Genomic DNA, 13,416 nt, shown 5'->3' with positions numbered 1-13,416 from the left:
CGGCAGGTCGTCGCCGAGCGGCAGACCGCCGAAGGTCCGCCCCAAACTCCCAGCCGCTTTGCCGCCTCGTGGATGCCGATCGGTCGGGTCCGTCAGTTGCAGGCGATCGGCCCGCGTTCGTCGGTCGTAACCGAGCGACCCACGTCCGTCGGTGGTAGCCGAGCGGCCTACGTCCGTCGGTGACAGCCGATCGGCCTACGTCCGTCGGTGGTAGTGGTTGCGGCGCGGGAGCTGGTCGGGGTCGAGCGAGGCCGGCGGCACGAACTCCGGATGGCCGTCGTCGCCGAGCCGGACCACCCACTCGGTGTGGTGGATGTGGCGGTGGTGGTGGCCGCAGAGCAGCACGGCGTTGTCGAGGCTGGTCGGGCCCCCGTCGGCCCAGTGCCGGATGTGGTGGGCGGCGCACCAGCGCGGCGGCCGGTCGCAGCCCGGGAAGGCGCAGCCGCCGTCGCGCAGCACCAGCGCCCGACGCAGTGAGCCGGCGACGAGTCGGCGTTGTCGGCCCACGTCGAGCACCTGCCCGGCGCCGCCGAGCACCGCGGGCAGGATGGCCGCGTCGCAGGCGAGGCGGCGCACGGTGTCGGGGGTGAGCCGCAGGCCGACGTCGAGGGTGCCGGAACCCAACTGCCGCGCCAGCCCGTCGTAGTCGACGGTGACGACGAGCTGGGCGGGGTCGCCGCCGGTCTCGGGTAGCTCGCTGGTGCGCAGCGCCAGCCGACACACGTCCGCGAGGGCATCGTGGCGGCGCTGCCCTGCACAGCGGGTGTCGTCCGGCCCGGAGGGCGTGCTCAGCGGGTCGACGACGGCACGCAACAGTGCCGCCGTCTCCGCGTCGAGGGTGCCGCTGAGCCGTAGCCGCCCGCCAACCTGCTCGGAGATGGTGACGTGCCGGTCGCGGGTGGCCCGGGCGGCCTCGGCGGCCAGGGCCGCCGCAGCGGCGGCGTCGGCGAGATCGGGGGCGACGTGGTCGAGGATGCGGGTGCCGAGCTTGCGCAGCAGTGCGGGGTCGAACTGCCCGGCCCAATCGACCAACACACCGACCGCCTTGTCGGCCACCTCGACGCCCGCCGAGGCCGACACCGTGGCGGCTGTGTCGGCGATGACGCGGGCCTGCTCCAGGCCGACCGCCCCGCTCGCCAGGGCTTCGCGCACGGCGGACGGGGCCACGTCGAGCGAGGCGGCGAGCCCGACCAGCCGGCGGGCGGCGGAAACATCGAGTCGCAGGCGGTGGCGCAACCACACCGCCGTCGAGGAGGCACCCTGCGCGAGCGCGGTGCCCCGACCATCCAACTCGCGGATCGCGGCCAACTGCACGGCCGCCAGCCGCTGCTGCAACCGGTGCGTGGCATCGAGGACCGCGATCAGATCGTGCTCGGAGAGGGCCCAGACCGGGGCGTCGGCGCAGGTCGCCACCGCACTGTCCGCCTGCGCCAACTCATCGATCACAGGCAAATTCTAGAACAGATGTACGACAGGAATCTGCCGCCGCGTGGCGGTCCCCGCCGAATCAGTCGCCACCCAGCACCTCCAGCGGAGAGCGATCCGCTGGAAGACTTCGTCAGCCCTCGGCCAACTCCGGCCGGTGCTCCCGAATCCAGGCCACCACGTCCGACCTCCGCCAGACCTTGCCCATCGCCAGCACGGCGACCGGCTCCGGGAAGTTCCGTTGATTGGCGATCACGGACGCGCGCTGCCGGGACACGTTCCCCAGCATCTCCCGAATCTCCGACACGCCGACGAGGTCCACACATTGACGATGACAGCGGCGCAGTCGCCGGACTGCGACAACTACGGAGAGCGTTGACACAGACAACGGGTCGGGCCATGATTGACGGATGACTACACCGAAGGCCTCCCCCAGCGGCGACCATCAGCCGCTGAGCGGCCTGCATCCGGTGCATCAGCACCTGCCGCGCCGGCCGCTCTGGCTCTGCCGGGTGTACGCCGCCACCTGGCCGTGCGGATTCGCACGGATGTTGCTGCGGGTGGAGTACGGGACCGACCGGGTGGCGCTATCGATCTACCTGGCGAGTCAACTGTTCGACGCGACTGCCGACCTGCTCAAACTGAACCCCGACCCGCCGCCCGACCGGCCGAACTGTTCGACAGGTTCCTGGCGTGGACCGCTCGGCCGCAGCTATGACCCCGGCAGGTCGGTCAGGGACTGTCCGGGGTGCGCCTGGCGCGGCTGGGCTGCACGCGCTTGGGCTCGCCGGGCATCTTCGGGTGGTCCGGCGGGTACGGCAGGTCGCCCTGACCGGCGGCGGCGTCGCGCTCGGCCCATTCCAGCAGCGGGGTGATGTCCCACGGTGTGTCGTCGATGCCGGCGTGCGGATCACCGCGTTCGGCGAGCCGGGCCGGGACGGTGCGCAGGTCGAAGTCGTCCGGGTCGACGTCGGGTAGCTCGTCCCAGGTGACCGGGGTCGAGACGGTGGCCCGCGCGTTGGCCCGCAGCGAGTACGCGCAGGCGATCGTGCGGTCGCGGGCCATCTGGTTGAAGTCGACGAAGACCCGGGTGCCGCGCTCCTCCTTCCACCAGGCGGTGGTCACCAGGTCGGGGTGGCGACGTTCCACCTCCCGGGCGAGCGCGATGGTGGCCCGGCGCACCTCGGTGAACGTCCAGCGGGGCTGGATGCGCAAATAGACGTGCACGCCGCGACCGCCGGAGGTCTTCGGCCAACCGGTGACACCCAGCTCGTCGAGGAGCGCACGGACCTCGCCGGCGGCCCGCGCCGCGTCGGCGAAGTCGGTGCCGGGCTGCGGGTCGAGGTCGAGGCGCAGCTCGTCGGGTCGGTCGGCGTCGGCGGCCCGCACCGGCCACGGGTGGAAGACGATGGTGCCCATCTGCGCCGCCCAGGCCACGTGCGCCAGGTCGACCGGGCACAGCTCCGCCGCGCTCCGACCACTCGGGAAGGTGATCTCCGCAGTCGTGACCCAGGGCGGCACCCCCCGGGTGGGCACCCGCTTCTGGAAGAACGCCTCGCCCCCGATGCCCTCGGGGAAGCGTTGCAGTGTGGTGGGCCGCTCCCGCAGGGCGCGCATGATGCCGTCGCCGACCGCGAGGTAGTAGTGGAAGACGTCCGCCTTGGTGAACCCCCGCTCGGGGAAGATCACCCGATCCGGACTGCTCAGCCGTACGCTGTGCCCGGCCACCTCGACCTCGGTGACCGCCGCCCTGGTGCCCGCCATCTCGCGACCATATGCCACACCCCCGACGTTCGACGTACCGTTGACGGGTGAGTCTTGACGACAACGAGCTGCCCCGCACCGAGGACGAGTGGCGGGTCCGACTGACCCCCGAGGAGTTCCACGTCCTGCGAGAGGCCGGCACCGAACGCCCCTGGACCGGCGAGTACGTGGACACGAAGACCCAGGGTGTCTACCACTGTCGGGCCTGCGGTCTGGAGCTGTTCTCCAGCGACACCAAGTTCGACTCGCACTGCGGCTGGCCGAGCTTCGACGACGCCATCCCGGGCCGGGTCAAGGAGATCGAGGACCGCAGCCTCGGCATGGCGCGTACGGAGATCCGGTGCGCCCGCTGCGACAGTCACCTCGGGCACGTCTTCCACGGCGAGGGCTTCACCCCGAAGGACACCCGGCACTGCGTCAACTCCATCTCGGTCCGCCTCGAACCTCGCTGACGGCGCTCAGGGCGTACCCCTGAGCAGCTCGACCTCGGCGGTGCGGGACTGCTCGATGCGTTGGGCCAGGTCGCGGACCCGGTCGTTGCGGCCGACGCCGACGTGGGATCGGGCCAGGTCGGCGGCCGATCGCTGATGGTCGGCGAGCACCTCGCGCAACACGCGGTCGACGTCCGGGGCCGGCGCGGTCCGCAGCCGGTCGAGCGCGGCGTCGTCGCCGTGCCCGTCGTGGTGGTGTGCGGCCGCGCTGGCGCCCGGCCCGGTTGTGGGCAACCAGCTCCGCATCGCGGCCAGCTCGTCGGCCTCGGTCGCCTCGACGGCGGCGGCCAGGGTGCGCAGCGCCTCGTCGCGCACCCGGCCCCGGGCCAACCGGACGATCTGCAGGGTGCGTTCGCTGTGCCCGACCATCGTGTTCAGGAAAACCACGTCGATCCCGCTCATCTCACCCAGGTCGGCCGCGGGTTGGGAGACCGTCGACCCGGCGCCGGGTTCGGCGACCGTCGACCCGGCCGGGGGCGCGGGCGCCGGTTGCGGCCCGGCCGGGTCGGGTGACGCGGCGCAGCCGCCGGCGAGCAGCAGGACCGCGAGCACTGACACCAGCGGGGTACGACGGGGCATGCCTGTTGCTCCCTTCACGCGAGGGTGGCGACACGGGTGCGGCCCGTGGCCGCACCCGTGCGGTCAGACCTGAAGCCAGAGCGCCGGTACGTTCGGCGGCTCCCAGCCCGGGATCGCGGTGTGCGCCTGCCGGCAGCGGTACGTCGCTCCGCCGTAGGTGACCTGGTCGCCGACCTGGTACGACCGGCCCGCCGCCCAGGTGCCGCCCGCGGGTGGGTTGGTCGGGGTGGGTGTCGGGGTGGGCCGTGGCGTGGGCGTCGGGGTCGGCGTCGGGGTGGGGGTCGGGTTCGACCCGCCGCCGCCGATCTGCACGTCGATGCAGGAGTAGAAGGCGTTCGCCGTGTCGGAGATGTTCCACACCGCGAGGATCTTCTGGCGGCCGGTGAAGCCCCCGAGATTGATGTTGTGCGACACCGTGGCGCCCGGCTGCTGGCCGTTGCCGTTGACCACGCCGACCCGGGTGTTGCCGATCCAGTACTCCCAGTTGCTGGTGGCGTGCCGGGCGGTGTTGACCCAGGTGAAGGTCAGCGAGCTGCCCACCGAGGTGGCGGGCCAGCCCCGACTGTCGTCGTTGAGGACGGCGAACTGGGCGATTCCGGCGTTGCAGCTGCGCAGGCCCTTGGGCCCTTCGACGCTCTGCGGCTCGTACTTGATCTGGCCGCAGTCGGGCACCCGGCCCTGCGCGCAGAGCGCCTGCCGGCTCGGTGGGGCGGAGACGTAGCCGTGCGCCTGCGCGGGGGCGGCGACGGTGAGGGTGGCGGCGACAGCGCCCGCCGCCACCAGCGGGACGGTGATTCTTCGACGCATCGGGCAGCTCCTTCTCCAGGTGCGGTGAGGTGCCCTCAACGTAATTTAAACATTGTTAACAGTAAAGACTCTCATCAATAAATCCATCGATGATGACAGTTTTCTTCTCAGACCCGCAGCAGGCCGCCTCCGGTGTCGCCGCGCAGTCCCTCGGACGCGGAGGGGCAACACGCCGACACCGACACGCCGCCGGCCGGGGTGCGGCATCGACGTTCCGCCCCACGCCGACGCAGCCCGGAGGATTCTGTAGGCACTTGTCCACTTAACGGAGGTTTTCGGTGGCAACCTGCGAGGTCTGCGGCAACGACTACTGGATGGCGTTCGAGGTGCACACAGTCAGCGGCGACGTGCACACCTTCGACTCGTTCGAATGCGCGATCCACCGGATGGCGCCGATCTGCGAGCACTGCCAAGTCAAGATCGTCGGGCACGGCGTCGAAGTCAACGGCCGCTTCTTCTGCTGCGCGCACTGCGCCCGCGCCGTCGAGGGCGCGGTGGGCGCTGAGGTCCGCGACGCCGTCGGCGCCCGCCCGGCCTGACCACGCCCAGACAACCGACCTACCATCGGCGGATGCCCCAGCAGACCACCGAGATCCGGACGGCCTCGTTCGCCGACCTGAACACCCGCACCTTCCACGACCTGCTCAAACTGCGCATCGACGTGTTCGTGGTGGAGCAGAACTGCCCGTACCCGGAACTCGACGGGCGCGACGTCGAACCGGGCACCCGGCACCTCTGGCTCACCGACGGCGGAGCCCCGCTGGCGTACCTGCGGATTCTGGCCGACCCGGACGGCACCGCCCGGATCGGTCGGGTGGTGGTGGCCCCGACGGCGCGCGGCGGCGGACACGCCGGCCGGCTGATGGGCGCGGCGCTGGAGGTGGTGGGCAACCGGCAGTGCGTGCTGGACGCCCAGTCGCACCTGGTCGCGTTCTACGCCCGGCACGGCTTCGCGGTGAGCGGTCCCGAGTACGTCGAGGACGGCATCCCGCACACGCCAATGCGGCGCGAACCCATTGACGGGTGACGATCAAACTGGCATCGTGCCGGGTAGAGCCATCGCGGGAGCCAGCGATCAGGCACGGGAGTGGGCAACTCCCGGCGATCCGGGTGTCGACGTCCGACCTCATCCCCCCGGGGGCTCCATGTCCACTCTCACTCGATCACGACGCGTGCTCTGGCTGTTCGCCATCGTGGCGACCACCACGCTCCTGTTGACGACCGCACTGACCACCGTGCTGACCAAGCCCGCCTCGGCGCACGGTTCGGTCGTCGACCCGGCCTCGCGTAACTACAGCTGCTGGCAACGCTGGGGCGGCGACTTCCAGAACCCCCGGATGGCCACCGAGGACCCGATGTGCTGGCAGGCCTGGCAGGCCGACCCGGCCGCCATGTGGAACTGGAACGGCCTGTTCCGCGAGGGCGTGGGGGGCAACCACCAGGCCGCCGTCCCGGACGGCCAGCTGTGCAGCGGCGGACGCACCCAGAGCCCCCGTTACAACTCGCTGGACACCGTCGGCGCCTGGAAGACCACAGCGGTGTCGAACAACTTCCGGCTGCGCTTCTTCGACCAGGCCAGTCACGGCGCGGACTACATCCGGGTGTACGTGACCAAGCAGGGCTTCAACTCCGCCACCCAACCGCTGGGCTGGGGCAACCTGGAGCTGGCCGGCCAGATCGGCAACACCCCGGCCTCACAGTGGGACCAGGACACCGGCGGTGTCTCGATCCAGATCCCGGTGAGCGCGCCCGGACGCACCGGACGGCACATCGTCTACACCGTGTGGCAGGCCAGCCACTTTGACCAGTCGTACTACCTGTGCAGCGACGTCGACTTCGGGGGCGGGTCGACCACCCCGCCGCCCACCACTCCCCCGCCGACGACCCCGCCGCCCACCACGCCGCCGCCCACCACGCCCCCGCCGACCACCCCGCCGCCGGCCGGCGCCTGCACGGCGACGTACCAGGTGACCGGTCAGTGGTCCGGTGGCTTCCAGGCCGACGTGAAGGTGACCGCCGGCGGTTCAGCCATCCAGGGCTGGTCGGTGAGCTGGAACTACGGCAACGGCCAGCAGGTCACCTCGTCGTGGAACACGACGGTCAGCACCAACGGCACGCAGGTCACCGCACGTAACGTCGCCCACAACGGCAGCCTTGCCGCCGGAGCGAGCACCACGTTCGGGTTCCTCGGCTCGTGGAACGGCAGCAACCCGGTTCCGCTGGTCTCCTGTACGACGACCAGCTGACCCCCGGCCGGCGCCGCACCCGGGCGGGGGTGCGGTGCCGGACGGCGGGAACCAGGTGGTGCCCGGCCGTCCGACCGGGCACCATCTCCCCATGATCGAGATTCGGGTGCTCACCGCCGACGACTGGCCGATCTGGCGTGAGCTGCGGCTGGCCGCGCTGGCCGAGGCGCCCGAGGCGTTCGGCTCCCGGCTCGCCGACTGGCAGGGCGGCGGCGACCGCGAGCAACGCTGGCGCGACCGGCTGGGCATCCCCGGCTCGCACAACCTGGTGGCCGTGCTGGACGGGCGGCCGGTCGGGATGTCCAGCGGCGTGCCCACGGCGGACCCGCTGACCATGGAGCTGATTTCGATGTGGGTGCACCCCGAGGCACGCGGCCGGAAGGTCGGCCACCTTCTCGTAAACACCGTGGCGCGCTGGGCCTACGAGAGCGGCGCCGACTGGTTACGGCTCACCGTCATGCCACACAACGCGCCGGCGAAGGCGCTCTACCACCAAACCGGCTTCGCCCAGACCGACGAACTGGGCGACCTCCTGCCCGACGGCGTACACCGCGAACAGGTCATGCTCCGCCCCCTCTGACCCACCCCACACCCCTCACGCGATCTTGCACTTGCTGTCCCGACAAAAGGAACATAAGCCTCAAACGAGCGACAGGAAGTGCAAGATCGCGGGGGCGGGGCGGGGTGGGGCGGGGCGGGGTGGGGCGGGGCAGGGCGGGGGTCAGACGAGGCAGTTGACGATCTCGGCGACCGAGCGGCGGCGGCCGGTGTAGAAAGGGACCTCTTCGCGGACGTGCCGGCGGGCGCCGGAGGCGCGCAGGTCCCGCATCAGGTCGACGATCCGGTGCAGTTCGTCGGCCTCGAAGGCCAGCATCCACTCGTAGTCACCGAGCGCGAACGAGGCGACCGTGTTGGCCCGCACGTCCGGGAAGCCGCGGGCCAGCTTCCCGTGCTCGGCGAGCATCTCGCGCCGCTCGGCGTCGGGCAGCAGGTACCACTCGTAGGACCGGACGAACGGGTAGACGCAGATGTAGGAGCGGGCCTCCTCGCCGGCGAGGAACGCCGGGATGTGGCTCTTGTTGAACTCCGCCGGCCGGTGCAGCGCCATCTGCGACCACACCGGGGTCAACGCCCGCCCCAGCGTGGTGCGGCGGAACCGCAGGTACGCGTCCTGGAGCGCGTCGCTGGACGCGGAGTGCCACCAGATCATCACGTCCGCGTCGGCGCGCAGCCCCGAGACGTCGTACACGCCCCGGACCACGACGTCCTTGCCGGCCAGCTCGTCGAAGAGGGACACCACCTCGCCGGTGACGTTGTCCCGCAGCGAAGGCAGCGGGGAGCTGGCCCGGAACACCGACCACATGGTGTAGCGGATGCTGTCGTTCAGCTCCCGCAACCGGGCCGCGTTGGTCTGCTCGGTCATCTCGCCGATCCTCCCAGTGCAGTGATGATCTCTTCGGCCGCCGTCTCGCCGGAGCGGACGCAGACCGGGATGCCGACGCCGTCGTAACCGGCACCGGCGAGGACCAGGGTAGGGTGCGCGGCCCGCAACGCCGTCCGCGCGGCGGCGAGCCGGTCGGCGTGCCCCGGCGCGTACTGCGGCAGAGCCCCGCCCCACCGCTGCACGTGCCCGTCGACCGGGGCGGGCAGTGGGGTGCCGAGCACCGCCGAGAGCTCTCGGTGCACGGTGGCCGCCAGGTCCGCGTCGGGGCGCTGCAGGTGCGCCTCCTCGCCGTACCGGCCCACCGAGGCGCGCACCAGGGCCAACCCGTCCGGGCGGCGCAGGTGCCCCCACTTGGTGGTGAAGAAGGTGGCTGCCTTGATGAGCAGGCCCTCGGTGCTGGGCACCAGGAAGCCCGACAGCTCGGGCAGTTGCGGCTGCGGCACCGCCAGGGTGATCAACGCGACGCTCGCGTAGTCCAACTCCCCGACGCTCGCCGCGGCCGCCGGGGCCGGGCCCGCGAGCAGCCGGGCCGCCGGTCGCGCCGGCACCGCCAGCACCACGGCGTCCACGTCCACCAGCTCAGGATCACGCGTGGGGCCGACAGTGAGCCGCCAACCGGTGTCGGTCGCTGTCAGTTCACGGACGGCGGCGTCCCGCCGGATCGTCGCTTCGCTGGCCGTCACCGCCGCCTCGATGAGGGTGCCGAGCCCACCGACCAGAGTGCCGAAGACCGGGGCGCCGGGCGCGCGCGGCGCGGCGGCCTGGGCGGCGCGGACCGCGCCGACCAGGGTGTGTTCCACCCGGGCCGTGCGGGCCAGCGCCGGCATCGTCGTTACCAGGGAGAGATCGTCGGCGCGGCCCGCGTACACGCCGCCGAGCATCGGGTCGACCAGCCGCTCGACCACCTCGTCGCCGAAGCGGGACCGGACCAGCGCACCCACTGACACGTCCGCGTCGGGCCCGATCAGCGGCCGGCCACCGTCGGTGTCGGCGTCCACGGCCGGGCGGGCGACCGTGGCCACCCGATCCAGATCCCCGGGTACGCCCACCAGGGTGCCGCCCGGGATGGGGCGCAGCCCTCCGTCGATCACCAGCGCGGCCTGCCCCACCGTGGGGTGCACGATCCGATCGGCCAGCCCGAGCCGGCGGGCCAACGCCACCGCCGCGCTCTCGGCGCCGGTCGGGTCGCGCATCAGGAACGATTCAGCGCCGAACTCCACCGGCTGACCAGCCAGCTCCCCGGTGCGCAGCTTGCCGCCCAGCGCGCCGGACTGCTCGTACACCGTGATCTCGGTGCCGGCCGGTGCGCGGTCGCGCAAGCGGACCGCGGCGGCCAGCCCGGCGATCCCGCCGCCGACCACCGCCACCCGCCAGGGCTGCCGCGTCACCTTTTCAGCCCTGGTCGGCCCGGCGGCTGGACAGCTCGTGCACCAGCGCGACGACCCTGGTCAGCACGTCCGGGTCGGTCTCCGGCAGCACCCCATGGCCGAGGTTGAACACGTGCCCGGGGGCCGCCCGGCCCTGCTTGAGAATTCGGCGCACCTCGGCCTCGACGACCGGCCACGGCGCGAGCAGCACGCACGGGTCCAGGTTGCCCTGCACCGCCTTGTCCGCGCCGATCCGGCCGGTTGCCACGTCCAGAGGCGTACGCCAGTCGACGCCGACCACGTCCGCCCCGGCCTCACCCATCGCGCCGAGCAGCTCGGCGGTGCCCACCCCGAAGTGGATCCGGGGCACCCCGGCGTCGGCCAGGCCGCTCAGCACGGCGGTCGAGTGCGGCAACACGAAACGGCGGTAGTCGGCCTCGGAGAGCGCGCCGGCCCACGAGTCGAACAGCTGCACGGCGGACACCCCGGCCTCGATCTGCACCCGCAGGAACGCCAGCGTCACCTCGGCCAGCCGGGCGCAGAGCGCGTGCCACAGCTCGGGATCGCCGTACATCAGGGCCTTGGTCTTCGCGTGGGTGCGCGACGGCCCACCCTCGACCAGGTAGCTGGCCAGCGTGAACGGCGCGCCGGCGAAACCGATCAGCGGGGTGTCGCCCAGCTCGACCACCAACTGCCGGACGGCCTCGTCCACGTACGAGACGTCGTCCCGGCTGATCCGGCGGATCCGCTCCACGTCGGCGGCGGTGCGGATCGGCTCGGCGACGACCGGGCCGGTGCCCGGCACGATGTCCAGGTCGACCCCGGCCGCAGCGACGGGCACCACGATGTCGCTGAACAGGATGGCGGCGTCCACTCCGTGCCGGCGTACCGGCTGGAGGGTGATCTCGGTGACCAACTCCGGGCGGCGGCAGGATTCCAGCATCGGCACGCTCGCCCGGATCTCCCGGTACTCCGGCAGGGAGCGGCCGGCCTGGCGCATGAACCAGACCGGGGTGTGCGGGACGGGCCGACGTCGACAGGCCCGAATGAAGGGCGAGTCGGCCGGTCCGCCGGGGCGGGGATCTCCGTCTCGGGCGACAGTGCCCGTGGTGTCCGTGGTCATCGCCGCAATCGTGCCACGCCCGCCACCCCCAACCAGGTGGGGGTGAGAGGAAGGGCACCGTTCCTTACCCCCGAGTCGACGCAGGGGCCCCCTCGCTGAGCGTCGGCGCGCCGTCGAAGCGGGGGGCGGGCGTCGGCATAGGCTGCCAGCATGGCCCCCCCGATCGCGCTCCCGGAGACGTTCGCCCGCGCGGTCGCCGGGCTGCGGTCGGCCGCCCCCCGGCCGGAGATCACCCTGGAGGAGGTCGGCGCCCCCCAGCGGCTGGCACCGTACTCGTTCGCGCTCTCCGCGACCGTGCTGCGCGACGACGACGAGGTGGCGACCGGCCGGCTGATCCTGCTGCACAACCCGGTCGGGCACGAGGCGTGGCAGGGCACCCTGCGGCTGGTCACCTACGTGACCGCCGAGCTGGAGGTCGACCTGGCCGCCGATCCGCTGCTGCCCGGGGTCGGCTGGACGTGGCTGACCGACGCGTTGGACGCCCAGGACGCCCACCACCGGGCGATCGGCGGGACGGTGACGCAGACCATGTCGACCCGGTTCGGCGATCTCGCCGGGCCGCCGACCATCGGCGACATCGAGATCCGCGCGTCCTGGACGCCGATCGACGACGACCTGACCCCACATCTGCTCGGCTGGTGCGCGCTGCTCTCCTCCACCGCCGGCCTCCCGCCACCCGGCGTCACCGCCCTCGCCGACCGTCGCCCCGCCGGCGCAGCCTGATGTTCGGCGCTCGGGAGGAAACTTTGCGGACACCTGATCGACACACGCCGGACCGGCTGCACACGCCGGATCTCCGCGCGCACTAGGGTTGGCAGGTGACCGACGAACCACCCCTGCGCCGTCGGCCCACCGAGGAACTTCCGGGCAACGCACCCCAGCACCCGCCGTCGGCCCAGCCGCAGCCGGCGGGCGAGGGAGCCGACCCGGCCGACGGTGGGCCTGTTCCGCTGATCGCCCCGCGTGACGGCACCCCCGACCCGGTGGCCGCTCCGGCCGAGCTCGCCGAGGTCGTGGCCCGCTTCGCGGCGGGCACCGGCCCGGTCGCCCTGGACGCCGAGCGGGCTTCCGGCTACCGCTACAGCCAACGCGCGTACCTGGTGCAACTGCGCCGGGCCGGTGCGGGCACGGCGTTGATCGACCCGCTGCCGCTGCCCGACCTCAGCGCGCTGGACGCGGTGATCGGCGAGGCCGAGTGGGTCCTCCACGCGGCCAGCCAGGATCTGCCCTGCCTGGCCGAGGTGGGGCTGCGCCCGCGCCGACTGTTCGACACCGAGCTGGCGGCCCGGTTGGCCGGCTTCGAGCGCGTCGGGCTGGCCGCGCTCACCGAGCAGCTACTCGGGTTCACCCTGGAGAAGCACCACTCGGCGGCCGACTGGTCGAGCCGACCGCTGCCCGAGTCCTGGTTGACGTATGCCGCCCTCGACGTGGAGCTGCTCACCGACCTGCGGGACGCGCTCGACGCCGAGTTGACCCGGCAGGGCAAGTCGGCCTGGGCCGCGGAGGAGTTCGCCGCGCTGGTCCGCACCGGGGCACGCCCGCCGCGGGTCCGCGCGGAGCCGTGGCGGCGCACCTCGGGCATCCACCGGCTGCGGGGGGCGCGGGCCCAGGCCCGGGTCCGCTCGATGTGGTACGCCCGGGACCAGATCGCTTCCCGGCGGGACGCCGCTCCCGGTCGGGTGTTGCCCGACTCGGCGATCATCGCCGCGGCCGAGCTGGACCCGAAGGACGAGAAGACGCTGCTGACCCTGCCCGGTTTCGGTGGCCGGTCGGTCCGTCGGCTGGCCCGCACCTGGCTCGCCGCGCTCGACGACGCCCGGCAGCTGCCGGACGATTCCCTGCCGGTCTCGCCGGCCGTGGAGGGCCCGCCCCCGCCGCACCGGTGGGCCGAACGGGACCCGGTGGCGGCCGGTCGACTGGCCCGCTCCCGGGAGGTCGTGATCCGCATCGCGGGTGAGCACAACCTTCCGCCGGAAAACCTGATCACTCCGGATTCGATCCGCCGGCTGGCCTGGACCCCGCCGGAGGAGATCACCGAGGAGTCGGTCGCGGAGACCCTGCGCGGCCTCAACGCCCGCGAGTGGCAGATCGGCCTCCTCACCCCCGACCTGACCGAAGCCCTAACCCCACCAACCCCCTAACCACACCCACCCACCCCACACCCACCCCC

Annotated in this window: 15 protein-coding genes and 1 pseudogene; 8 read left to right on the top strand and 8 right to left on the bottom strand. The window is 72.5% G+C overall.

Features of this window, described 5'->3' with window-relative positions; translation table 11 throughout:
• Nucleotides 1–195 precede the first annotated feature (195 nt).
• The gene (locus tag V6U86_RS19170; RefSeq protein WP_334505179.1) at nt 196–1,446 is read right to left on the bottom strand and encodes an HNH endonuclease signature motif containing protein; all 1,251 of its coding nucleotides are present in this window, start codon (nt 1,444–1,446) and stop codon (nt 196–198) included.
• A 112-nt stretch (nt 1,447–1,558) separates the two neighbouring features.
• Complete coding sequence (locus V6U86_RS19165) at nt 1,559–1,747, bottom strand: hypothetical protein (protein WP_124773118.1); 189 nt, start codon at nt 1,745–1,747, stop codon at nt 1,559–1,561.
• 88 nt (nt 1,748–1,835) lie between these two features.
• Here V6U86_RS19165 and V6U86_RS19160 point away from each other — a divergent pair.
• Nucleotides 1,836–2,143, top strand: a pseudogene (locus V6U86_RS19160) (hypothetical protein).
• A gap of 14 nt (nt 2,144–2,157) precedes the next feature.
• Here the strand turns inward: V6U86_RS19160 and ligD are convergent.
• Nucleotides 2,158–3,189 carry a non-homologous end-joining DNA ligase gene (gene ligD, locus V6U86_RS19155; RefSeq protein ID WP_334505178.1) on the bottom strand — a complete coding sequence of 344 codons (1,032 nt, stop codon included), beginning with the start codon at nt 3,187–3,189 and terminating at the stop codon, nt 2,158–2,160.
• A 47-nt stretch (nt 3,190–3,236) separates the two neighbouring features.
• Here ligD and msrB point away from each other — a divergent pair, with 47 nt between their 5' ends.
• A complete protein-coding gene (gene msrB / locus V6U86_RS19150; RefSeq protein WP_088990835.1) occupies nt 3,237–3,641 on the top strand; it encodes a peptide-methionine (R)-S-oxide reductase MsrB in 405 nt (134 codons plus the stop codon).
• A gap of 6 nt (nt 3,642–3,647) precedes the next feature.
• Here the strand turns inward: msrB and V6U86_RS19145 are convergent, their stop codons facing one another.
• Together V6U86_RS19145 and V6U86_RS19140 are read right to left on the bottom strand one after the other, a co-directional pair.
• The gene (locus V6U86_RS19145; protein ID WP_442934970.1) at nt 3,648–4,259 is read right to left on the bottom strand and encodes a DUF305 domain-containing protein; all 612 of its coding nucleotides are present in this window, start codon (nt 4,257–4,259) and stop codon (nt 3,648–3,650) included.
• Between the two features lie 63 nt (nt 4,260–4,322).
• Nucleotides 4,323–5,066 carry a lytic polysaccharide monooxygenase gene (locus tag V6U86_RS19140; protein WP_334505177.1) on the bottom strand — a complete coding sequence of 248 codons (744 nt, stop codon included), beginning with the start codon at nt 5,064–5,066 and terminating at the stop codon, nt 4,323–4,325.
• 278 nt (nt 5,067–5,344) lie between these two features.
• On the opposite strand from V6U86_RS19140, the gene V6U86_RS19135 reads away from it, so the two are divergent.
• From V6U86_RS19135 to V6U86_RS19120, 4 genes are all read left to right on the top strand, one after another.
• Nucleotides 5,345–5,605 carry a hypothetical protein gene (locus tag V6U86_RS19135; protein ID WP_030336232.1) on the top strand — a complete coding sequence of 87 codons (261 nt, stop codon included), beginning with the start codon at nt 5,345–5,347 and terminating at the stop codon, nt 5,603–5,605.
• A 32-nt stretch (nt 5,606–5,637) separates the two neighbouring features.
• Nucleotides 5,638–6,093 carry a GNAT family N-acetyltransferase gene (locus tag V6U86_RS19130; RefSeq protein ID WP_334505174.1) on the top strand — a complete coding sequence of 152 codons (456 nt, stop codon included), beginning with the start codon at nt 5,638–5,640 and terminating at the stop codon, nt 6,091–6,093.
• A gap of 118 nt (nt 6,094–6,211) precedes the next feature.
• A complete protein-coding gene (locus V6U86_RS19125; RefSeq protein ID WP_334505173.1) occupies nt 6,212–7,312 on the top strand; it encodes a lytic polysaccharide monooxygenase auxiliary activity family 9 protein in 1,101 nt (366 codons plus the stop codon).
• A gap of 91 nt (nt 7,313–7,403) precedes the next feature.
• Nucleotides 7,404–7,892, top strand: coding sequence for a GNAT family N-acetyltransferase (locus V6U86_RS19120; RefSeq protein WP_334505171.1), 489 nt, complete (start codon nt 7,404–7,406; stop codon nt 7,890–7,892).
• A 141-nt stretch (nt 7,893–8,033) separates the two neighbouring features.
• Here the strand turns inward: V6U86_RS19120 and hemQ are convergent, their stop codons facing one another.
• The 3 genes from hemQ to hemE are packed head-to-tail and all read right to left on the bottom strand — an operon-like array spanning nt 8,034 to nt 11,246.
• Nucleotides 8,034–8,735, bottom strand: a complete 702-nt coding sequence (gene hemQ, locus V6U86_RS19115; RefSeq protein WP_334505169.1) for a hydrogen peroxide-dependent heme synthase — start codon at nt 8,733–8,735, stop codon at nt 8,034–8,036.
• On the bottom strand, nt 8,732–10,144 hold the full coding sequence (gene hemG / locus V6U86_RS19110) for a protoporphyrinogen oxidase (RefSeq protein ID WP_334505167.1): 1,413 nt from the start codon (nt 10,142–10,144) through the stop codon (nt 8,732–8,734). The genes hemQ and hemG overlap by 4 nt, the downstream gene beginning before the upstream one ends.
• 4 nt (nt 10,145–10,148) lie before the next feature.
• Entirely contained in the window at nt 10,149–11,246 is a 1,098-nt protein-coding gene (hemE, locus tag V6U86_RS19105; protein ID WP_334505166.1) for a uroporphyrinogen decarboxylase, read from the bottom strand.
• A gap of 150 nt (nt 11,247–11,396) precedes the next feature.
• Between hemE and V6U86_RS19100 the strand changes: the two genes are divergently transcribed.
• Both V6U86_RS19100 and V6U86_RS19095 read left to right on the top strand, forming a co-directional pair.
• Complete coding sequence (locus V6U86_RS19100; protein ID WP_334505165.1) at nt 11,397–11,969, top strand: DUF3000 domain-containing protein; 573 nt, start codon at nt 11,397–11,399, stop codon at nt 11,967–11,969.
• Between the two features lie 95 nt (nt 11,970–12,064).
• The gene (locus V6U86_RS19095) at nt 12,065–13,387 is read left to right on the top strand and encodes a ribonuclease D (RefSeq protein ID WP_334505164.1); all 1,323 of its coding nucleotides are present in this window, start codon (nt 12,065–12,067) and stop codon (nt 13,385–13,387) included.
• The last annotated feature ends 29 nt before the right edge of the window (nt 13,388–13,416 follow it).

The sequence above is a fragment of the Micromonospora sp. CPCC 205558 genome, from assembly GCF_036902955.1.
GTDB lineage: Bacteria > Actinomycetota > Actinomycetes > Mycobacteriales > Micromonosporaceae > Micromonospora.
The sequence above is the reverse complement of the archived record's forward strand: the minus strand, read 5'-3'. Positions and strand labels throughout refer to the sequence as shown.

Excerpts from the sequence above, each read along its gene's own strand:
- ligD (WP_334505178.1), bottom strand. The coding sequence starts at position 3,189 with ATGGCGGGCACCAGGGCGGCGGTCACCGAGGTCGAGGTGGCCGGGCAC.
- V6U86_RS19145 (WP_442934970.1), bottom strand. The coding sequence starts at position 4,259 with ATGCCCCGTCGTACCCCGCTGGTGTCAGTGCTCGCGGTCCTGCTGCTC.
- V6U86_RS19140 (WP_334505177.1), bottom strand. The coding sequence starts at position 5,066 with ATGCGTCGAAGAATCACCGTCCCGCTGGTGGCGGCGGGCGCTGTCGCC.
- V6U86_RS19130 (WP_334505174.1), top strand. The coding sequence starts at position 5,638 with ATGCCCCAGCAGACCACCGAGATCCGGACGGCCTCGTTCGCCGACCTG.
- V6U86_RS19125 (WP_334505173.1), top strand. The coding sequence starts at position 6,212 with ATGTCCACTCTCACTCGATCACGACGCGTGCTCTGGCTGTTCGCCATC.
- V6U86_RS19120 (WP_334505171.1), top strand. The coding sequence starts at position 7,404 with ATGATCGAGATTCGGGTGCTCACCGCCGACGACTGGCCGATCTGGCGT.
- hemQ (WP_334505169.1), bottom strand. The coding sequence starts at position 8,735 with ATGACCGAGCAGACCAACGCGGCCCGGTTGCGGGAGCTGAACGACAGC.
- hemE (WP_334505166.1), bottom strand. The coding sequence starts at position 11,246 with ATGACCACGGACACCACGGGCACTGTCGCCCGAGACGGAGATCCCCGC.
- V6U86_RS19100 (WP_334505165.1), top strand. The coding sequence starts at position 11,397 with ATGGCCCCCCCGATCGCGCTCCCGGAGACGTTCGCCCGCGCGGTCGCC.